20 protein-coding genes are annotated in these 20,674 nt (G+C 59.5%); all 20 read left to right on the top strand.

Translation table 11 applies throughout. The annotated features are described in order from the left end of the window. Nucleotides 1–6: 6 nt before the first annotated feature. The 20 genes from FDQ92_RS11340 (at nucleotide 7) to FDQ92_RS11245 (ending at nucleotide 20,667) form a co-directional block, all read left to right on the top strand. Nucleotides 7–1,203 carry an acetyl-CoA acetyltransferase gene (locus FDQ92_RS11340; RefSeq protein ID WP_137424997.1) on the top strand — a complete coding sequence of 399 codons (1,197 nt, stop codon included), beginning with the start codon at nucleotides 7–9 and terminating at the stop codon, nucleotides 1,201–1,203. Between the two features lie 1,304 nt (nucleotides 1,204–2,507). Beyond that, nucleotides 2,508–4,508 (top strand): flagellar hook-length control protein FliK, encoded by a 2,001-nt coding sequence (locus FDQ92_RS11335; protein WP_170180319.1) that lies wholly within the window; start codon nucleotides 2,508–2,510, stop codon nucleotides 4,506–4,508. A 40-nt stretch (nucleotides 4,509–4,548) separates the two neighbouring features. Next, nucleotides 4,549–5,268, top strand: a complete 720-nt coding sequence (locus tag FDQ92_RS11330; protein WP_170180318.1) for a flagellar hook assembly protein FlgD — start codon at nucleotides 4,549–4,551, stop codon at nucleotides 5,266–5,268. 289 nt (nucleotides 5,269–5,557) lie between these two features. Further along, nucleotides 5,558–6,715, top strand: a complete 1,158-nt coding sequence (locus tag FDQ92_RS11325; RefSeq protein WP_137424994.1) for a flagellar hook-basal body complex protein — start codon at nucleotides 5,558–5,560, stop codon at nucleotides 6,713–6,715. A gap of 332 nt (nucleotides 6,716–7,047) precedes the next feature. After that, on the top strand, nucleotides 7,048–7,812 hold the full coding sequence (locus FDQ92_RS11320; RefSeq protein WP_137424993.1) for a flagellar motor protein: 765 nt from the start codon (nucleotides 7,048–7,050) through the stop codon (nucleotides 7,810–7,812). A gap of 63 nt (nucleotides 7,813–7,875) precedes the next feature. Continuing rightward, entirely contained in the window at nucleotides 7,876–8,364 is a 489-nt protein-coding gene (locus FDQ92_RS11315) for a flagellar basal body-associated FliL family protein (RefSeq protein WP_137424992.1), read from the top strand. Between the two features lie 18 nt (nucleotides 8,365–8,382). After that, nucleotides 8,383–9,369 (top strand): flagellar motor switch protein FliM, encoded by a 987-nt coding sequence (gene fliM / locus FDQ92_RS11310; RefSeq protein ID WP_137424991.1) that lies wholly within the window; start codon nucleotides 8,383–8,385, stop codon nucleotides 9,367–9,369. 23 nt (nucleotides 9,370–9,392) lie between these two features. After that, the gene (fliN, locus tag FDQ92_RS11305; RefSeq protein ID WP_211341249.1) at nucleotides 9,393–9,779 is read left to right on the top strand and encodes a flagellar motor switch protein FliN; all 387 of its coding nucleotides are present in this window, start codon (nucleotides 9,393–9,395) and stop codon (nucleotides 9,777–9,779) included. A gap of 33 nt (nucleotides 9,780–9,812) precedes the next feature. Beyond that, complete coding sequence (locus FDQ92_RS11300) at nucleotides 9,813–10,130, top strand: FliO/MopB family protein (protein WP_137424990.1); 318 nt, start codon at nucleotides 9,813–9,815, stop codon at nucleotides 10,128–10,130. A gap of 25 nt (nucleotides 10,131–10,155) precedes the next feature. Next, the gene (fliP, locus tag FDQ92_RS11295) at nucleotides 10,156–10,944 is read left to right on the top strand and encodes a flagellar type III secretion system pore protein FliP (RefSeq protein WP_137424989.1); all 789 of its coding nucleotides are present in this window, start codon (nucleotides 10,156–10,158) and stop codon (nucleotides 10,942–10,944) included. A 9-nt stretch (nucleotides 10,945–10,953) separates the two neighbouring features. Then, on the top strand, nucleotides 10,954–11,223 hold the full coding sequence (fliQ, locus tag FDQ92_RS11290) for a flagellar biosynthesis protein FliQ (RefSeq protein ID WP_137424988.1): 270 nt from the start codon (nucleotides 10,954–10,956) through the stop codon (nucleotides 11,221–11,223). Nucleotides 11,224–11,272: 49 nt separating this feature from the next. Beyond that, complete coding sequence (fliR, locus tag FDQ92_RS11285; RefSeq protein ID WP_170180317.1) at nucleotides 11,273–12,040, top strand: flagellar biosynthetic protein FliR; 768 nt, start codon at nucleotides 11,273–11,275, stop codon at nucleotides 12,038–12,040. Nucleotides 12,041–12,125: 85 nt separating this feature from the next. Then, nucleotides 12,126–13,196, top strand: coding sequence for a flagellar biosynthesis protein FlhB (gene flhB / locus FDQ92_RS11280; RefSeq protein ID WP_137424986.1), 1,071 nt, complete (start codon nucleotides 12,126–12,128; stop codon nucleotides 13,194–13,196). A gap of 18 nt (nucleotides 13,197–13,214) precedes the next feature. Continuing rightward, nucleotides 13,215–15,317 (top strand): flagellar biosynthesis protein FlhA, encoded by a 2,103-nt coding sequence (flhA, locus tag FDQ92_RS11275; RefSeq protein ID WP_137424985.1) that lies wholly within the window; start codon nucleotides 13,215–13,217, stop codon nucleotides 15,315–15,317. Continuing rightward, entirely contained in the window at nucleotides 15,307–16,440 is a 1,134-nt protein-coding gene (locus FDQ92_RS11270; protein ID WP_137424984.1) for a flagellar biosynthesis protein FlhF, read from the top strand. The genes flhA and FDQ92_RS11270 overlap by 11 nt, the downstream gene beginning before the upstream one ends. Continuing rightward, nucleotides 16,403–17,290 (top strand): MinD/ParA family protein, encoded by an 888-nt coding sequence (locus FDQ92_RS11265; RefSeq protein ID WP_137424983.1) that lies wholly within the window; start codon nucleotides 16,403–16,405, stop codon nucleotides 17,288–17,290. Before FDQ92_RS11270 ends, FDQ92_RS11265 begins: the two co-directional genes overlap by 38 nt. A 21-nt stretch (nucleotides 17,291–17,311) precedes the next feature. Beyond that, a complete protein-coding gene (locus FDQ92_RS11260; RefSeq protein ID WP_137424982.1) occupies nucleotides 17,312–18,178 on the top strand; it encodes a FliA/WhiG family RNA polymerase sigma factor in 867 nt (288 codons plus the stop codon). Between the two features lie 472 nt (nucleotides 18,179–18,650). Beyond that, the gene (locus tag FDQ92_RS11255; protein ID WP_137424981.1) at nucleotides 18,651–19,298 is read left to right on the top strand and encodes a hypothetical protein; all 648 of its coding nucleotides are present in this window, start codon (nucleotides 18,651–18,653) and stop codon (nucleotides 19,296–19,298) included. Between the two features lie 4 nt (nucleotides 19,299–19,302). Further along, complete coding sequence (locus FDQ92_RS11250; protein ID WP_137424980.1) at nucleotides 19,303–19,803, top strand: DUF6115 domain-containing protein; 501 nt, start codon at nucleotides 19,303–19,305, stop codon at nucleotides 19,801–19,803. 183 nt (nucleotides 19,804–19,986) lie between these two features. Further along, a complete protein-coding gene (locus FDQ92_RS11245; protein WP_137424979.1) occupies nucleotides 19,987–20,667 on the top strand; it encodes a flagellar hook-basal body protein in 681 nt (226 codons plus the stop codon). The last annotated feature ends 7 nt before the right edge of the window (nucleotides 20,668–20,674 follow it).

The raw sequence follows: 20,674 nt of genomic DNA, 5'->3' as shown, positions 1-20,674 counted from the left end.
TCGCCCATGGCCATCGGTATCAAGGACAAAGTCGCCATCATCGGCATGGGATGCACCCGCTTCGGCGAACGCTGGGACGCCGCCGCTGAAGACCTCATACTGGAAGCCTTTATGGAAGCCATGGAAGACGCAGGGATCGAACGGCGCGAAATCGACGCGGCCTGGCTCGGCACCTGCTTCGACGAAGTGAACGTTGGAAAAAGCGGCATCCCCCTGTCGCAGACTCTGAAGCTGCCGAACCTCCCGGTCACCCGGGTGGAGAACTTCTGCGCGACCGGAACGGAAGCCTTTCGCGGCGCCTGCTACGCCGTAGCGGCCGGCGCCTCCCGGATAGCCCTGGCCGTCGGCGTGGAAAAGCTCAAAGACACCGGCTATGGGGGGCTTCCCGGGTTCGATACGGCCATGGGGGTCTTCCAGCACTTCACCCTTCCCAACTTCACCGCCCCGGGCGCCTTCGCGCTGCTTGCCACCCGGTACTTCGCCAAGTACGGGATCGACCCGGAAGAAGGAAAGCGGGCCCTCGCGAAGATTTCCAGCAAGAGCCACCGCGCCGGGGCCCTGAACCCCAGGGCGCACCTTCGAAAGCCCGTCACCCCGGAACAGGTGCTCAAGGCTCCCATCATCGCGTGGCCGCTGGGGCTCTTCGACTGCTGCGGGGTGAGCGACGGGGCGGCGGCGGCGATCGTTACGACGCCGGAAATCGCACGCAGCTTGAGGAAGGACCCGGTCTTCGTGAAAGCACTCCAGATCGCCGCCACATCCGGCGAAGAAATGCTCACCACCTCCTGGGACGGCTCTTATTTGAAGACCACCACGGAAGCGGCCGCACGGGCCTATGCGGAAGCCGGCATCAAGAACCCACGGGACGAATTGAGCATCCTTGAAGTCCACGACTGCTTTTCCATCACCGAACTCGTAACCTACGAAGACCTGGGGATTTCGCCGCGAGGCCGGGCCATCCTGGACGTTAATGAGGGTCTCTTCGACCTGGAAGGAAAGATTCCCTGCCAGAGCGACGGCGGACTCAAGTGTTTCGGCCACCCCATCGGGGCTTCCGGCATCCGGATGATCTACGAAGTGGTCAAGCAGCTGCAGCACAAGGCGGGTGAGCGCCAGATCCCCAACCCGACCCTGGGCCTTACCCACAACCTGGGTGGGATCCCTTCCTTCAGCGTGTGCAGTGTCAGCATTTTCGGCCTCTAGGAACCTGTCCGAGAACTCAGCATCAAAAGCCCCTTGGGGCAGCGCAATTTAGCACACTTAGCGTACCCAAAACGGCCAAAACCGGCATTCCCGGACAAGCTCCTAGGAGCTTGTCCGGGAATAGGTTTCAGGCCCTTGTCCCCAGGAGCCGGCTTCTCGCCGACCCTGGTCGCGGCCAAGGCCGCTCCTGCAAGCGACCCCCATCGACGGTCAAACCCCCTCCTACAAAGGATCCGCACGGTTGGCTCTTCCTTGTCGGTCAAGCTTCCCGCTTCATCGAATGGAAGGTAGACCCGAACAGCAAGGTCGTGAATACGATCTCCACGTCTGGTGCGCTCGGATGGCAGCGACACCCATTTTCCACAGAAGTGTCCAGTGGGCCGTTTGGGGTGATCGAGGGTCTGAACGTCCCGTTGAGAGATGCCGGCTGGAGCGTGAATAGGTCAGATCCCTTGTTTGAAGGCGCACATCCACGTCGGTTTTTCGGCTGAAAGGCTCAGATTCTGCATGGGGGTGATTCCTTTCTCCCCCCTACAAAGAGATGATGAAATGGACAAACTCATCAAGACGACCTCAATCGCTGAGGCATACGTCATCATACTTTTTCAGACGCAGCTTCTCACGAACCAACTCTTGATTCAAAATGATGACTTTGGGAACTTCTCCATTGCAGCCCGGCCTCCTCACATTAATCCAGGCTACGTTACCCCGAGTTGCTGCGGCTGTTCGGGAGATTATTGAGAGGTCAGGTCAAATTTTTCAGTTTCCAAATTTCTGTTGAGTACGGGAAGCTGGAGCTTCCCGGGCAGGCCGTTCCCAAGCTGGAGCTTGGGAACAAGGTGGGTGGTGGAGCTTGGGAATAATGTGGAGAGCGCAGGGATTCTAGGAGCGGGTTTGCCCGCGACTCGCAAAACCGGCAATACCGCATTGACCCTCATCGCCGGCAAGCCGGCTCCTACAGGGGATTGGCCCGGTTTTTCATCAAGGCGCCCGCCCGTTGGTTCATCGCGGCGGGGGCGCCGTTCCTACAACCGGGCGCCGCTCCCACACCGGGCCACCTGTAGGAGGCCCGCCATCGGGCCGATGGGGGCGGGCGGGGCATCGGCGCATCCAGGCGGCTGGGAAGCAATTGCAGCCCGAGGCGGCAAAAGTTGCCCGCCTCATGTCCGTTCATGAAGGCCAACCCCCGGACCCCACGGATAAGATGCTGTATTCACACCACTTCTATAGGCCGGCTCATTTGGCACTCCCGTTGCTCTACATCCGGTCGAAATCGAAGCCCCCTTCTCGAAGACGAGGAAACCATGGTCGCGATCCTGCTCAACTCCGCTCAACTTCTGGAAAACGTCACAGCGGCCGAACATCGAAAGATCGGAAGAACCATCCTGGATTCCGATTTCACCAAGGAAATGAAGACACAGGAGAACCTGCTTCTTGGAAAATCGAAGGCATCCCCGGGAAACGATGACACGTTGAACGCGCCGCAGCGACTCTCTCTCTTCCAGCACTTCGAAGATCGAGCGCGGCTGGCCGGGGCGCTCCGGTTGAAACGGAAGAAGGTCGAAGAAGAATTGGCCCTGGGGGATGTTCAGGGGCTTCAGGAGATCCTGGCGCAGTTAGGCTTTTCCCCTGAATGCAGGGCGGCATGCCTTGAAGCGGCCGGCGGTGACCGACATATCCGTTTGGATGCCCTCATGGCGGCGCTTTCCGAAAAGCCGGCGGCACAGTCCATAACGGAAGTCCCCGCCGCCCCGGCTGAACACGTGGCGAATCTACTGGAGACACTTCTTTACAACGGCGGACCGGTCGAAGGGGTCTCCGAAGACGTTGCCGTCAGGAAAACCGGCTCCTACAGCGCGGCCGAATTCAAGGAAATGCTCGAACGGATCGCGGACAAGGTGTCCCGGGACGCCGCCTTCAGTGAGGAGAACGACGACGCGATGAGGTTTAAGGGCGACGCCGGCGGACGGACGGATGGGAGGGCGGAGGAAGATTCGAGCGGGAACACTCCTTCGCCGAACGGGCCATCGAATCCCAAGCGTTCGTGGAACACCATGCCGAATTTTTCCAAGAGCGATGAATCGCTTTTCGGGGATACCAAGGCGCCCGAGGATGGAGAACCCACGGCAAAGGACCCCGTGGAATGGACTGAATCGGAACCGGGACTCGCGTCGGAACCATTGACCGATCCGCCCAGACCCCGGGACTTCAAGGCGCCGAAGGTCTTGGCCGCGCATGCCGATCAACGCCCGGGGACTTCCTCCGCCGAATCCACCTTGAACTCCGGCGATTCCGCAGCGCTGAACGAAAGCGCAGAAGGCGCGCCTCCATCGCAGCCGCAAACCGAAGGAGCCAATCCCGTGAAACCGAATCCCCGCGCTTTCGTTGAAACCGTGAACACGGAGCCGCCGAGCGGTGCATCAGCCCCGGAACAGCTCGAACACGCCTCCGTGAAAGCGGCTGATCAGGCCAAGAACGGGCTTCCCGCGGCGGCTCCGACTGAAATGGAAGGTCTGGGGCGCACCCATGGGTCGCGACAGGCTCAAGCCGGAGAACGGGCCCCGCTGGAAAAATCGGATTCACCGACCCCACCGGCGCCTTCCGCGTCTTCCAGTGGCAATGAAAACACGGGGAAACAGGAGAATCCGTCCCATGGACACGGTTCCCCCGGTTCGCTTTTCGAGGCTGAAACGGCCGGTCTCAAAGGGAGTCCTTTGACGGCGGAGCCCGCCTCCGGCGGAGAGAACCCCGGGAGCGGCGACAACCTGCGGTCCGGGTCAGGTTTCCAGCGGGCCATTGGGCAGATCGTCTCGCTGAAGCTGGATGGTGCCGGTCCTTCCCCGGCAGTCAATCAACCGAGCATTGAATCCCGGGTGCCGTTCTACAGCTCCACGTGGCCTTCTGTTGTGGCGGAGCGCTTCCAGGAAATGATCCGACAAAACCGCCATCGGCTGACGCTGGAAGTGGAACCGAAACACCTGGGGAAGCTGGTGCTCCGCGTGGAGACCCGAAACGATCAGGTCAGTACGTGGATCACGGCGGAGCACGAGCAGGTTCGGGAGCTTCTGGCACGGAACGCCGGTTTTCTTCGCCAGATGCTCGCCGAACAGGGCATCACCTTGGGGTCCTTTTCCGTGGACGTGCGTAAGGAAAAGGAACATGGCCGATTTTCCCCGGACGAGGCCAAGGTCGATCCAGGCTCGGGGACCGGGACGGCCTCAGAGAAGAAACCCCTGTCCGCGGGCGTTCTGCCCGCGACTGCCCGCCGCCTGAATGACGGGCAGACCATCAGTCTGGTGGCATGACCACCCGCGCTTTGAAGCAATCTTTTATGAGGATGCCGTCATGAACGTCAATTCGTATCAGCCGTCGTATACGCTGCCGGCCGCTCAGGGACCCGTCCCGTCGGACGGCCCGAAGAAGACCATCGCCGACATGGGATCGTTTCTGCTCATGTTCACGACTCAGCTTCAGCACCAGGATCCCACGAATCCCATGGAATCCCACGAAATGGCAGCCCAGCTGGCTCAATTCAGCACGGTGGAGCAGCTCACTCAAATCAACGGCACGCTCCAGACTCAGCAGAACTACTTGTCATCCATCAACAACACCCAACTTCTCACCCTGATCGGAAAACACGTGACAGCCGCAGACGACCGGGTCCGCGTGAACGGCGGTGAGGTCTCCCAGGGAGGCTTCCGACTGGAGGCGCCGGCCGAAGTGACCGTTTCCATACAGGACGCCGACGGCCGTGTGGTTCGGACGCTCGATATGGGAGTCTTGGAAGCGGGTGAACACGCGTTGGCCTGGGATGGAACCGATTCCAAAGGCAAAACGGTTACGGACGGAGTCTACACGTTCCAGGTGGAAGCGACGGGCGCGCAGGGGCAGCCCCTGGAAGCGACGACCACCGTGAGCGATTCCGTTTACGGTTTCAACATGGAGGAAGGTCAGTCCTACCTGGTTCTTGGAGACGCCGACGGACTGAAGGTGCCCATCGGGGCATTGCTTCACATTCGGGACACGACCCCTGAACCGACGCCGACGGAAGGCACCTCCTTGTGAGTTTTTGTAGGAGCCGGCTTGCCTTTGTCTTCTTGTTCCCAAGCTCCAGCTTGGGAACACAACTGTGGAGACGCTCCAGCTTCGATTGAGGGCGTTCCCAAGCCGGAGCTTGGGAACGAGTACAAATCCTATTTCCCCTCCCCTTGTGGGAGGGGATTAAGGGGAGGGGGAGAGGGGGGATTTTTTGACCTTTGTTAACCTTTTTGCTTAAGGTCTCCACTTTAGAGCGCTACCGATTATTTTTCTGAAAAGCTATACAACTTTGGACTGTACAGGGAGGTAAGAGGCCATGGGAATCAGTCAAGCCATGAACATCGGAGTCAGCGGCCTGAACAGCTCGAGCACCGCGCTCACGGTCGTCGGCGACAACATCGCCAACTCCAACACCACCGCGTACAAGACGAACAGTGCCCGGTTCGGGGACATGGTGGCAGGTTACTACCCGACGCTGTCGAGAGACAGGGACCGTGAAGGGGCGGGAACCGCCATTATGGGGATCGTGACCGAATTCTCTCAGGGATCGCTTCTCAGCACCACGCGCTGGTCGGACGTAGCCATCAACGGGGAAGGCTTCTTCTCGGTACAGGTCCCGAACACCAACAACATCTACTACACGCGCGACGGAGGCTTCCACATGGACAAAGACGGATACTTGGTGAACGAGCTGGGCTATCATGTGCTCAGCCGCGCCGGGGAAGCCATCAAGGTGGATTCTCCTCAGGACGCCTGGTACACCAACTACTACATCGACAGCAACGGCCAAATCTGGGGGACACCCACCGATCCGCAGTACCTCACCTATTATTCGCTGGAAGCGACCGGGAGCCCTGAGCTTTTCGGGGGGACACTCTATTTCACCGAAGCGTACGACACGGCTTCCTTCGGCGACGTCACCATCACCATCACCGACCGCGAAAATCCGACCGTCACCGGCACCATTACCCTGAACAACACCCTCTATAACCACGATGCCGACGGTGACGGCACCAACGATTGCTTCTACGGAACCATCGATCTGGCCAAGCTGGTGGAAAACGGCGATATCACCTGGCCGGCGGCCCTGCCTGAAGGACATTATTCCATGGAAGTAACGGCTCCCAACCCAAACACCGATCCGCCTGAGATTCAGTTTCTTTATGCCAACATGGACCCGCAGCCCATCCTGGACGGTCAGCTCCGGGTGAGCACCTTCGCCAACAACAACGGCCTGATCCGCCAGGGAAGCAACCTTTACACCCAGGGGCCCGAGTCCAAGTTTCCCATCCACGGAACAGCCGGCGACGGCATCCGAGGCAACCTATTCAGTTACACCATCGAAGGTTCCAACGTGGACATCGCCAAGGAAATGGTCAACATGATCACCTACCAGGCCAGCTACAACGCCAACTCCAAAACCATCACCACAGCTGCCGCGCTTCTGGATGTCGCGGTCAACATGGTTCGTTAACGCGGCTCGAACCGGCGACGCGTTCCTCCGAAACCAAGCCGCCCCGTAATGCTCCGCCGTTGCGCCTTGGACGGCGGGGCGCTGCGGCGGTTCCTTCCTCCAAGGAGTCACGGTTTTGACTCTTTGGGCGAAAACGCCTTCCACCGCCGGTTCGAACCCCGGCTCTCCGGCCCAGATCCTTCCCCTTCTTTCCGCCTACCGGCTTTGGCTTCGAAAGCCATGGCACATTCGTTGCTCTCTGCCTGTTCAACCCCCATGGGTAAGACGCGGACAGTCCGCCCGGAGAAGGGCATCACGAAAGCGACGGCTTAACCGGCAGGTGGCGCACTCTCATGGACATCGCAACATTGATCGGAATTTTTTCGGCCTTCGCCCTGGTCCTCATCTCCATCATGATCGGTGGCAGCCTCACGCTCTTTTTCAACATTCCTTCCATCTTCATCGTCTTCGGCGGCACCATCGGAGCCACCATGATCCATTATCCCATCCGAGACGTCCTGAGCGTCATGAACGTAGCGAAGAACGTCTTTTTCACCCGGGTGTGGAGCACCCAGGAGGTGGTGGACCGATTCGTGGAATTCGCCAACAAATCGCGGAGAGAAGGAATCCTGGCCTTGGAATCGGAGCTGGCCAACGTGGACGATCCCTTCATGGTCAAGGGGTTGCAGCTCACGGTGGACGGGATGGAACCCGATTCCATCAAGGAGATCCTGGAGACGGAAATCGAATACCTTGAAGAGCGGCACCGGTCCGGGGCTGAGGTCCTGAACACCATGGCCACGTTCTTTCCGGCCATGGGGATGATCGGTACCCTCATCGGCCTGGTGCAGATGCTCTCAAGCATGGAGGACCCCAGCACCATTGGACCCGCCATGGCGGTGGCCCTGCTCACCACGTTCTACGGAGCCGTCGCCGCGAACCTGGTCTGCCTTCCCATGGCCGGAAAGTTGAGGAAGCGCAGCCAGGAAGAGACGCTCGTCAAGGAGATGATCATCAGCGGCATCGTGGCTGTGGCCAACGGGGAAAACCCGCGGATCATAGAGCAGAAGCTGCATTCCTTCGTGCCGCCCAAAGCCCGCGCCAGCCGCTTCGACTGAGGTCGCCTCGGCCCTGGACAAAGGAATGCAAGGACCCATCGGTTTCGCAGGAGGTAAGAGTTCATGGAAAAAAAGAAGCCGGACGCCAAGCCCGCCGAAGCCCCGGCGAAAAAGAAGTTTCCCCTGGTCAAGATCGTCATGGGGGTGGTGATAGTCGTGGTTCTCGCCGGCGGCGGGTTCGCCGCATGGTCTTATTTTTCGGCCAAGGGAGGTCTGCCGCTTCCCATGAGTCCCGCTCCGGCGTCCCCAAAGCCCGTCCTTCAAGACATGGAAACGTTTCTGGTCAACCTCTCGGATCCCCAGGGAGAACGATACTTGAAGTTGACCATGCGGCTCCGCCTGAGCAACCCTCAAACGGCGGCCGAATTCACCGAAAGGAATTCCGAACTTCGGGACGCCGTGCTGATGCTGCTTTCCAGCAAAGAACGCGATGACATCAGCACGCTTTCCGGGAAGATGGCGCTCAAGCGAGCCCTGATGGCCCAGATGAACCGTCTGCTCCGACAGGGCCAGGTGGAAGACATCTATTTCACCGAATTTCTGGTTCAATAACTTGACGCAGGTGGATTCATGGAACAGGTCCTGAGCCAAGAGGAAGTGGATGCGCTCCTCAAGGGGCTTTCCAACGGCACCATAGAAGCGGAGCAGGCCGAGGAGGACCTAGACCAGGACGGCGTTCGGCCCTACGATCTTACGAGCCAGGACCGGATCATCCGCGGGCGCATGCCCACCCTCGAAATCATCAACGACCGCTACGCACGGCTCCACCGCATCACCCTCTCGAGCACCCTTCAGCGGATCATCGACATTACGGTGACCCAGAAGGAAATGATCAAGTTCGGGGACTTCCTGAGGACGCTCCCTGTGCCGACGAGCCTGCACATCCTGAAGATGGACCCGCTCAGGGGCCACGTGCTCCTGGTCGTGGAAAGCCGGCTGATCTTCAACCTGGTCGACTGCTTTTTCGGAGGGACAGGGCGGAGCACCTTCAAGATCGAGGGCCGCGATTTCACGTCCATCGAGCAGCGCGTGATCCACAAGGTGGTGCGCATGGCTCTGAACGACCTGGAACAGGCATGGAAGCCGGTGATGCCCGTGCGATTTGAATTCGTGCGCTCCGAAGTCAACCCTCAGTTCGCCAGCATCGTACCGCCGACCGAACTGGTCATCGTGGTTCACTACGAACTGGAACTGGAGAACCTCATCGGAAAGATCATCCTCTGCCTCCCCTATTCAACCATCGAACCAATTCGTTCCAAGCTTTCCGCCAGCTACCAGAGCGACCAGCTGGAAGTGGACCAGGAGTGGATCGACCGGTTCGTGCGGCGGCTGCAGGAAGTGCCGGTCGAGGTGGTCGTCCAGCTGGGACGTGCGACCATCAAGGGGCGGGACCTGCTGCAGCTCCACGTGGGGGACGTGCTGGTGTTGGACCAGGATGTGCAACATCCGCTGAGGGTCTTCGTGGAAGGCGTCCAGAAGTACAAGGCGGCCGCTGGAGTTCACAAAGGGAGTCTGGCCATTCAGATTGAAGAGGTCATTCCGCCTCCCAGGTTCTGAAGTCATTGGACAGGAGTCAACCCATGAGCGCGAGTCAGCCCCCGCAAGAGAAGCCGGGACTCGATCCGATGGACGCCCCGAACGTGAGCCAGGAAGAGACCAAGAACCCGGCCGCCAGGGGAATCGAAAACGGGTCCGGAAAGGCCGAATCCCGGGGCCTGGATTTCATCCTCGACCTGCCTCTGGAGGTCTCAGTGGAACTCGGTCGTACCAAGCTCCTCATCAACGACCTCCTGCAATTGGGGCAGGGTTCCATCGTGGAACTCAACAAGTTCGCCGGCGAACCCTTGGAAATCCTCGTCAACCAGAAACTGGTGGCCCGAGGCGAAGCGGTCGTGGTGAATGAAAAGTTCGGGGTTCGCATCACCGACATCATCAGCCCCCTGGAACGGGTGAAACAGCTCGGCTGATCAATTCATCTGGAATAAAAGAGGATTCCGCCTTTGGAGACAGGGATTCAGATCGCCAAGATGCTCATGGGGCTGGGGGTTGTGTTGGGGGTGCTTTTCGGCGCCCAGTATGCCTTGAAGCGCTGGGGAATCCGGCTGCGCCCCGCCGCAGCCGACGCGTGGGTCCAGGTAAGAGCGCGCCATGCGCTGGGTCCCCGGCATTCGCTGGTGGTGGTGACCGCGGGGGAGAAGCATTACCTGCTCGGACTTTCCCCGGAAGGTATTCGGCTGCTCACCCCCATCGACCCGCCCCGTGATCCCTCTCCTTCCGCCGCCACCGTCTTGGACCCTTCAGCCGAAAAACGCGGCTGAAGCGAAAGGGGGACGAATCCTCGCCATGCCTTTTTCCGTTTTCACCAGAGCCGGGCGCATCCTGCAGCCCCGCACCCTGGCCTTCTTACTTGTGGCGGCCGCCCCGGTCTTTCCTTCCGCGGCTCTGGGCGCCGACGTTCAATTGCCTGGACTCCAGTTCCGGCTGGACGGCCCGAACGGCCCCGAACAGGTATCCACGGTGATCGAGATCGTCTTTCTCCTGACCGTTCTTTCCCTCGCACCATCGCTGCTTATTCTCACCACCTCGTTCACTCGCCTGGCCGTCGTCCTTTCCTTCATGCGAACCGCCCTCGGCACCCAGCAGTCTCCACCCAACCAGGTGATTGTCGGCCTGGCGCTTTTTCTCACCTTCTTCATCATGCAGCCCGTGTGGCATCGGATCCAGGCGGAAGCGCTGGCGCCGTACCGGGAAGGTGAGATTTCGGGGGAAGAGTTTCTCGAGCGAGCGGCCGAACCAATGAGGGACTTCATGCTGAAACAGACGAGAGAAAACGACCTCAAGCTGTTCGTCACCCTGTCCCGAGAGAAGCCGCCCGAAAACGCCCGTCAGCTCCCCCTTGCCACCCTGATTCCGGCGTTTGTGCTGAGCGAGCTCAAGACGGCCTTTCAGATCGGTTTTCTCCTGTATATTCCTTTTATTATCCTCGACATGGTGGTCTCGAGCATCCTCCTTTCCATGGGCATGATGATGCTGCCGCCGGTCATGATTTCCCTTCCCTTCAAGCTCATGCTCTTCGTTCTGGTGGACGGCTGGAACCTGCTGGTGACGTCCCTCGTGCAGAGCTTCCATTAGAGGTGTCCCATGACCCAAGAACTGGTGATCGGAATCGCCCGGCAGGCCCTGGAAACCATGCTGCTCGTGAGTCTTCCCATCTTGTTGATCAGCCTGATTGAGGGAGTCCTCATCGGGATCTTTCAAGCCGTCACCCAGATTCAGGAAATGACCATCACTTTCGTGCCGAAAATCGTGATCACTTTCATTTCCCTCCTGGTTTTCGGGCCGTGGATGACGGGCAAAATGATCGATTTCACGCGGGAGATATTTCAAAACCTGCCCCATTGGATCGGATAGGCATCGGCGTTCCGGCATCCGGGAAACCGTCGCTTGCGGGAGGCAGACTGTGGTCTTCACCATCGACCCGATACAGGTGCGACTCCTTCTCGCCGTTCTTCTGCGATTGAGCCTCACGTTTTTTCTCCTTCCCATCTTTCGAACCCGGGCGGTCCCCAACCACGTCAAGGTGCTGGCCGTGGTATCGCTGGCCTTCATGCTCTTCCCGTTGGTCCGGGGGGAACTGGAGCCGCTTCCGTTGAATCCAGCGGGCCTTGCGCGCGCGGTCATCGGAGAGATCCTGCTGGGCACGGTTTTTGCCCTTTCCATGCACCTGATTCTGGGCGCTTTCCAGATGGCCGGGCAACTCATTACGTTTCAGATGGGGCTGGGCTTCGCGCAGGTGGTGGATCCGCAATACGGAACTCAGGAGGTGCTCTTCAGCCAATGGCTTCAGGTGATCGCAACGCTCATTTTCTTTTCCATGGACGGCCACCTGGTCATCCTGAAAGCGCTGGTGGAAAGCTTTCGGACGATCCCTCTCGGAGGATTCCTTGCCGATGCCAGGCTGTATGGGAAAGTCTTGGCCCTTTCGACACAGATGTTTCTCATCGCCGTGAAGATCGCCGCTCCCGTCACGGCCGTGCTGCTGATCACCCAGGCGGGGCTCGGGATCATCGCCAAGTTCTCCCCTCAGATCAACGTGCTGATCGTGAGCCTCCCCCTTACCATCGTCTTGGGACTTTTCTTTACCCTCTCGTCGCTTCCCAGCTGGGGACACGCCGTCGGCCTTTACCTGAAGACGCTCTTTCGATTTTTCCAGGCGCTGCAGATGTGATCCGACCCGACCCGGCCCGGAAGGTGATCCGCAGCGAGCCAACGTTTTGACGGATGCACACCCACTTTGACGCTGTAGACTGACGATGGCCGGAAGCCAGGACAAAAGCGAAAAACCGACGGGCAAGCGACTGTCAGAAGCCCGAAAGCGCGGCAACATTCCCAAGAGCCGCGAACTCAACGGCTTGATCGGACTCGCCGCGGGAGTCGCCGTCCTTTTCTTTCACGCGGAAACCCTGACCTCCGAAACCCGGGAACTCATGCACCAGCTGTGGGGGATGGGATTTCGAGCCGTCGGTGAAGGCACCCTGGGAACCGGGCTGTTTGTCCAGATCATCGGTCACCTTTTCACGATGATCGCCCCCGTCGCTCTCACGGTGCTCGTCTTTTCGATCGCCGCCAACCTGCTCCAAACCCGGGGCTTTCTCTTGTCCTTTCAGGCCATAGAGCCGAAGCTCTCCAAACTGAACCCCCTTGAAGGCGTCAAGCGCCTGGTCAACCTGCGCTCCTTTTCGGAGCTGATCAAGTCGATCGTCAAGATCGTTGCGGTCGGCTACGCCGCAGGGACGGTCATCCACTCGGAAAGGCTCCTGATCCTTTCGCTGACCGACCGTGGCCTCGAAGACATCCTGGGGGTCCTCTTCACGCTCATCCTGAAACTTCTCGTCCGGGCGGGGGGGATTCTCTTAGTGTTGAGCCTTCTGGACTACAGGTACCAGCGCTGGCAGCACCAGAAGGACCTCATGATGACCAAGCAGGAGGTCAAAGAGGAACACAAGCAGTCCGAAGGAAATCCGCAGGTCAAGTCGCGGATCCGGTCGCTTCAGCGCGCCCTGGCGCGCCGGCGCATGATGAGCCAGGTCCCCAAGGCGAGCGTGGTCATCACCAACCCGACCCACTACGCCGTGGCCCTCCTTTACCGCCAGGACATGGAAGCTCCCAAGGTGGTGGCCAAGGGGATGAACCGGGTGGCGCAGAACATCATCAAGATCGCACGCCGGCACCGCATTCCGGTGGTTCAGAACCCGCCGCTGGCACGAGCCTTGTATAAACAGGTACTACTGGAGGCCGCCATTCCCGCGGCGCTCTACCGGGCCGTCGCCAAAGTACTCGCCTACGTGTACCACCATAAGCAGCGGGCAGGGTTGCCCACTTAAGGAGGCTGAAGGAAAACGATGGAGTCGACCGCCGGAAGCGTGAACCACCTGTGGCAGCGCGTGAGGAGACTTTCCGACAGCGACGCTATGATGGGCGTCGCCGTGGTGACGATCCTGGCGGTGATGTTGATGCCCATTCCGAGCGGTCTCCTGGACATTTTTCTCGCCGTCAACCTGTCCTTCGGACTCCTGGTGCTCCTCACCACCATCTACACCGTCAAGCCGCTGGATTTTGGAATTTTTCCCTCACTGCTGCTGGTCACCACCCTCTTCCGCCTTTCGCTCAACGTGGCCAGCACCCGGCTCATCCTGCTCAACGGGCATACCGGGCCTGACGCAGCGGGCGGCATCATTCAAGCCTTCGGCCAGTTTGTGGTGGGGGGCAATTACGTCATTGGGCTGGTCATCTTCGTAATCCTGGTGATCGTCAACTTCGTGGTGATCACCAAGGGGACCGAGCGCATTTCGGAAGTGGCGGCACGGTTCACTCTGGACGCCATGCCCGGAAAGCAGATGAGCATCGACGCGGACCTCAACGCCGGACTCATCGACGAAAGCGACGCGCGCCGGCGCCGGCTGGAAATCACTCGGGAAGCCGATTTCTATGGAACCATGGATGGTGCGAGCAAGTTCGTCCGGGGAGACGCCATCGCGGGAATATTGATCACCCTGATCAATATCATCGGCGGACTCGCCATCGGCGTTCTGCAAAAGGGCATGCCGGCCGTGGACGCTCTCAAAAATTACACGCTGCTGACCGTCGGCGACGGCCTGGTTTCTCAGATTCCAGCGCTGGTCATTTCCACCTCGGCGGGCATCTTGGTGAGCCGGGCGGAGTCGGACCTGGGGATGGGTCATGCCTTCGGAAAGCAGCTCGCCCTTCAGCCGAGGCCGCTGGCCATAGCCGGGGCCATGCTCTGGGGGCTGGCGATAATGCCGGGGTTTCCCTCGCTGCCCTTGATTCTCGTGGGATCCGGGCTTGCGGGTGCTTCGTATGCGCTGAGGAATAAAAAAACCGGAGAAAAGGCCGCCGCACGCGAGCGAGCGGAAGGCGATGCGGAGAAACTGGAAAAAGGACAGCCCCTTCCTCCATCCCTCGATATCCTGGAACTGGAAGTGGGCTATGGACTCATCCCGCTGGTGGACGAAAGTCAACAAGGGGACCTGCTGGCGCGCATCCGCGCCATCCGCAATCAGCTCGCCCTGGACTACGGCATCATCGTTCCATCCCTTCACGTGCGGGACAACCTGCAGCTGAAACCTTCCGAATACCGCCTGCTTCTGAAAGGAAACCCGGTGGCCAAAGGGGAACTCATGCTCGGCCACCTGCTGGCGCTCAGTACCAGCGACGAGGCCCCTCCTTTGGACGGGGTCCCCACCAAGGATCCCGCCTTCGGCCTCCCCGCCTTCTGGATCCCGGAAAACCGGCGCGACCAGGCGGTCAAGGCCGGCTATACCGTCATCGACCTTTCCACGGTCGTGGCCACGCACCTCACCGAACTTTTCAAAAAATACGCGGATGAACTCCTCACACGACAGACGGTCCAGCGGCTGCTGGATCACTTGTCGGAATCTCATCCCAAGCTGATCGAAGATTTGACGCCCAACCCGCTGCCCCTGGGAACCATCCAGAAGGTACTCCAGAATCTGATCCGCGAACGTGTGCCCATCCGGGATCTCCAGACCATCTGCGAAACCCTGGCTGACCAGGCGGCTGTTTCAAAGGACCCGGAAATCCTCACCGAATACGTCCGCCAGGCGCTGGCACGCACCATCACCCGAAGCTACGAAAGCGAAGACGGCGTGCTGCACGTGTTGACCCTCGCCCCGGAACTGGAAGACAGGCTGTTGAAATCCATTCAAAAAACCGACCAAGGGTCCTTCCTGGCGCTGGATCCCGACTTTCTTCAACGGCTGGTTCAGGCGATCAACGTGGAAGCCAAGAAAGCCGTCAACCTGGGCCACCACCCGGTGATCCTCTCGTCACCCATGGTTCGGCGCCACCTGAGGAAGCTTTTGGAACGATTCTTGCCCGAGGTGATGGTCATCAGTCACAGCGAACTCAGCAGCCCGCTGGAAATACGGTCTATAGGTGTGATCAGGATCGAACATGCACGTTAAAACCTTCCGTGCTCCCACCATCGCCCTGGCCCTGGAACAGGTGAAAAAGGAACTGGGGAATGACGCCATCATCCTGGGGAACAAGAAACTGGCCCTGGCCAAAGGCGCAACGGCGGTGGAGATCATGGCGGCGGTGGAACCCGAAAAGACATCGGAAGCCCTCGTCCCGTTCTGGCCCGATGCCTCGGGGCTTCAGGACGAACTTTACGAAATTCGAGGCATGATCTCCCTTCTCCTTTCCTCGAAGAAACTCTACGGCGAACTGCAGTTGGAACGCCCCGTCACGGATCTCTACCACCGCCTGCTGGTGCGGGGACTCGACGAAAAGCAGACGTTTCTGCTGCTCAGACGCACACTCGATCAATTGGACGAAACCGCGCGGGAACCCGAACAAGTCCTCGACACCTTCCGCCGTCAACTCCTTGACCGGATCGCGTTCGGTCGCCCCTTCGACAGGTTGAGTCCACCCCGGGAGACGGCGGCCGTTTACACCTTCGTCGGCCCGACGGGCGTGGGCAAGACAACGACGCTCGCCAAGCTGGCGGCCTACCTCAAGCTGCGCCGCCGGATCGCCGTCGCCGTGATCTCGCTGGACACGTATCGGATCGGGGCGACGGATCAGCTGCGCACCTACACGGACATCCTGAACGTCCCCCTCCAGGTGGCTCAAAACCGCAGCGAATTTGAACAGGCCCGGAGTCAGCTCGACCACAACGACGTGATTCTCGTGGACACCATCGGAAGGAATTTCCTGCACCCGGAACACGTGGGCGATCTGGGCCGCATTTTCGGGGATACCGAAGGCCTGCACCACTTTCTCGTACTGAGTGCCACGGCCAAGGATGAAGATGTGAAACAGATCCTGCAGCGTTTCCGCCCTCTCGGAGTGGGAAGCCTCATCTTTACGAAAATCGACGAAACGCTCAGCCCTGCATCCATCATCAACCAACTTCTTCGGTTTCCTCACCCAGTGTCCTACCTGGGCACCGGGCAGAGAGTTCCGGAAGACCTGGTTCCGGCTACACCGAAGCGCCTGCTCAGCTTTATCTTCCCGTTCGAAAACGGTTCAGACGGAAAGGAATCTCATGGATCAAGCCTTAGGACTGCGGAAAAAATATCCTGACGTCCGCGATTGGAATGGAGCGGATTCGGCCGATCTGTCGTTGTTGAAGCGGCCGGTTCGAGTCATGTCCATCAGCAGCGGGAAAGGCGGGGTGGGAAAAAGCAACGTTGTGGTGAACCTGGCTCTCGCCTTCGACCGGCTGAACAAGAAAGTACTCATCATGGACGCGGACCTGGGCCTGGCCAACGTGGACATCCTGCTCGGACTGGCGCCGGTCTACAACATCAGCCACGTGCTGGCGGGAACCAAACGCCTGGCGGACGTCCTGGTCGGCGGGCCCGGCCGGATCCAGATCATGCCTTCGACTTCCGGGGTTCAACAGCTGACCCAACTCACCGATGAACAGAAACTCCTCCTGCTGGACATGCTCGACGACATCGAAGACGATCTGGACATCCTCATCATCGATACCGGAGCCGGTATCTCCGACACCGTTCTCTATTTCAACCTCGCCGCCCAGGAAAAGATCGTGGTAGTGACCCCGGAACCCACATCGCTCACCGACGCGTACGCCCTGGTGAAAGTCCTCTACACACGGCACGGGGAACGTAATTTCAAGATCCTTGCAAATTCGGTGGAAGACGACCGGGAGGGCCGGGCGGTCTTCGGGAAGATCAGCCGCGTGGCCGACCACTTCCTGGACGGACTCTCCCTGGACTACATCGGCTGTATCCCTCGAGATTCCAGTGTTCCCCAAGCCGTGAGGCAGCAGAAAGCCCTGCTGGACGCCTATCCCGGCTCGCCTGCAGCCAGGGCGTTCGTGGAGCTGGCCAAAAGGCTGGACCGGCAGCAGCCCCCGACGGATCGCGGAACCATACAGTTCTTCTGGAAACGCCTTCTCAAGCTCTAATCCCGCGCGGGAGCACGCACCATGATGTACCCAAAGACGGCAACCCTGAAACCACCTCATCAAGCCCGGGAATCGGCCTGGCCCCCGGCACCGGATGCCAACGAACAACTGATCCTGGAACACTATCACCTGGTCAAGTACACGGCCTACCGCCTGGCGGCAAGAATTCCCGACCACGTAAGCCTCCAGGACCTTTTCAATGCGGGCGTGATCGGGTTGATGGACGCTATCCAGAAGTTCGACCCGAATCATGGTATCCCTCTTGAAACCTACGCCAAGATTCGGATTCGCGGCGCCATGCTGGACGAAATCCGTTCCATGGACTGGGTGCCGCGGTCCCTGCGCCAGAAAAGCACTGAACTGGAACGGGTCTGCAACAGCCTGGAACAGCGCTTCGGCCGTTTTCCCACCGACGAAGAAATCGCCCGGGAACTCGGCATCGATCTGGACGAGTACTTCAAGCTGCTGGACAGCATCAAGGGAATCTCGTTCATCCCGGAAGACATCCATGACGTGATCCGGGAAAACCGCGAAGCCCGATTCCTGGCATCGGAAAACGACGTCCTTTTCCAGGAAGTCTACCGCGGGGAACTCCAGCAGCACCTGACCGAGGCCATCACGTCGCTCACCGAAAAGGAGCAACTGGTCCTGTCGCTCTACTATTTCGAAGAACTGACCATGAAGGAAATCGGAAACGTAATGGGCTACACCGAATCGCGCATTTCCCAAATCCACACCAAGGCCATGCTGAAACTGCGGACCCGCCTGGCGAGGAAACTGAGCCCCGAGGACTTTCCGGACCACATCGACCTCAGCGCGCCGCACCAGAACGGGCAAAAGAAGCGAGGGCGGAATCTGCAAAAACCGGCCTTGATGAAGGAAGTCTGAGATCGGTAGCCCGGCCCCGGATCGGCCGGCTCGACAGATGAGACACCCCAAGAGGCTGTCTGAGAATACCCTTCACTCATACCCTGTAGGAACCGGCTTGCCGGCGATCCGCATCGCTGTAGGAGGCCCGCCCTCGGGCCGATGGGGTGGAGCATTGGGGTTGGTTCATCGCGGCGAGGGCGCCGCTCCCACAGATGGTTTGCATCGCGGGCAAGCCCGCTCCTACCGATAGCGGAACACCGGGCCGGTCTTCCCTCGTCTCCCTCGTTCCCAAGCTCCGGCTTGGGAACGGCCTCATGGGAATCGAAGCTGGAGCTTCTTCACAGTTGTGTTCCCAAGCTGGAGCTTGGGAACAAGATGGATGATGGAGCTTGGGAACAAGATGGAGATCTAGACCCTAGACTGTAATGTCTAATGTCTAACGGCAAGTCGATTGCCCCGGATAGTTCTGGAACAGCCGAAAGGATGCCGCATGGCCGGCGAGACGCCTCCACGGAAAGAGGAAACGCAGGAAGAACAGAAGGTCTTCGTGGTCGATGAAGACGGCATGGAGGGGCTCAACGATATTTTCGGGGGCATCGATTCCGCCAGGGGCCCTGGAGAAGGCCGGGAAGCGTCGGAAGAACACGCAAATGAAGAGGAGCTCTCCCCGCCGCCGACTCCCCCATCCCGTTTGCGGCTGAACTTCAAGCTACAGCGGTCCCTCTCATTGGGGATCGGAGCGATCCTTCTCATTGTCCTGATCGGCGGCTTTCTCCTTCGGCTGAACGGCGGCGATAAAGGAAAAGCCATGGAAACGGTCGCCGTCGTTCGCCGTCCCATCGAGGTCCCCGTCATCGAACGCAAGATCGAATTCTTCATTCCTGCCCAGGCCGAAGAGGGATTCGATATCCTCTCGCTCGTCGTTGTGTTCGAGTTTCGCACTACGGTTCCCGAGGAAAAGATCGAGGCCATGGAGCCGCTGCTGAGAGACACCGCCTACCTGTTTCTCATTGACCAGCGCCCGGAAAAGAACACCTTCAAGCATTGGGCGTCCATTGTGGAAAATGAGCTTCGCGCCCACCTGGAGGAGCATTCCTTCAAGGGTCGGTTGATGCTCGAACGGCTGGAACGCATCTGACGGCATGAAATTCCGAGAGTACAAGAACGCTATGGACGGGAACCCCTTCGACTCCCACATCATAACCATCGCCCAGATCGGACTCGACGTCCTGCTTTTCGCTCTCATCATGGTTCTGATCGCGAGGCGCCCCCAGGGGGTCAAAGGCGGCGACGAACTTGTGCGCACGCTTGAAAAGATCGTGACGGACACCAGAACCCTCTCCGACGAGTTCGAGCGAAATCTCACGGAACGCCGGGAAGTGATTCAGCACATCCTTGACGAACTGGACCGGCGCTTGGACGAAGCAAAGGAGATCCACGACAAGGTGGCCGCGCTTCAGGTTTCAAACCTGCAAAGGGAAAAAGACAGGACGGCGCCGCCGGGAAACACCGGCGACCACAGACTCGTCGTCACCCTGGCTCAAAAGGGCCTCAGTGCTCAAGCCATCGCCAAGGAACTTCAGAAACCCATCGGTGAGGTGGAATTGATTCTCAACCTCCAGAGGCTGTCGTCCAAGTCCTGACTTCTCCATTCCGGCGGCAAAAATTTCCCTCCTCGATTCCGCCCGCGGTGTTCCGGCGCAGCCTTCGGCGGCCTGCCTCCCCCTTTCCGTCCGGCACGCCTTCTCACCTCGTGCCGAGCAAAGCGTTCCGACCTCACTCCTGGCACTCCGATTGCTAGGTGTAAAGGATAAAGGAGTCGGACCATGAGAATCGGGAGCCAAGTCGCGACCTTGGGGTCGCTTCAGCAGGAAAAGCGCCTGGACGTGATTGCCAACAACCTGGCCAACGCGAACACCCCGGGCTTCAAGAAGGAGGGGGTCAGGTTCGAGGACTTCATGTTCCAGGAGACGTATTCTCAGTACGAACAGGGTCCCATCCGAACCACGGGGAATCCCCTGGACGTGGCCCTCCTGGGAAAAGGCTTCTTTCGGGTGCAAAGTCCCGATGGGATCTTATACACCCGGGCGGGAAACCTGACCATGGACGCCGAAGGCGCCCTGGTCACCCAGGAGGGATGGCCCGTATTGGGCCAGGGCGGCGTCATCGAACTCACCGGCCGTCACGTCCGGATCGAGCCGGATGGTCAGATTTTTGACGATGGCTTCGCCGTCGACACGTTGGACCTCGTCGCGTTCCCCGAAGGCACCCGGATGCTCAGGGTCGGCGGCAACGGCTTCCGGCCCGCCGACGCAGCGGCGGCACCCGAAGCGGCTGTCGACTGCACGGTGGAGCAGGGTTCGCTCGAAGATCCCAACTTCTCCGTTGTAGCAGAAATGACCCAACTGATCGAAACGCTTAGAATCTTCGAAACCTACCAGAAGATGAGCCAGACGTTTCACCAGGAAGATACGCAGCTCATCAGTAAACTCGGCAGCACGACCTAATAATACC

The organism is Desulfoglaeba alkanexedens ALDC, assembly GCF_005377625.1.
Classification (GTDB): domain Bacteria; phylum Desulfobacterota; class Syntrophobacteria; order Syntrophobacterales; family DSM-9756; genus Desulfoglaeba; species Desulfoglaeba alkanexedens.
The sequence above is the reverse complement of the archived record's forward strand: the minus strand, read 5'-3'. Positions and strand labels throughout refer to the sequence as shown.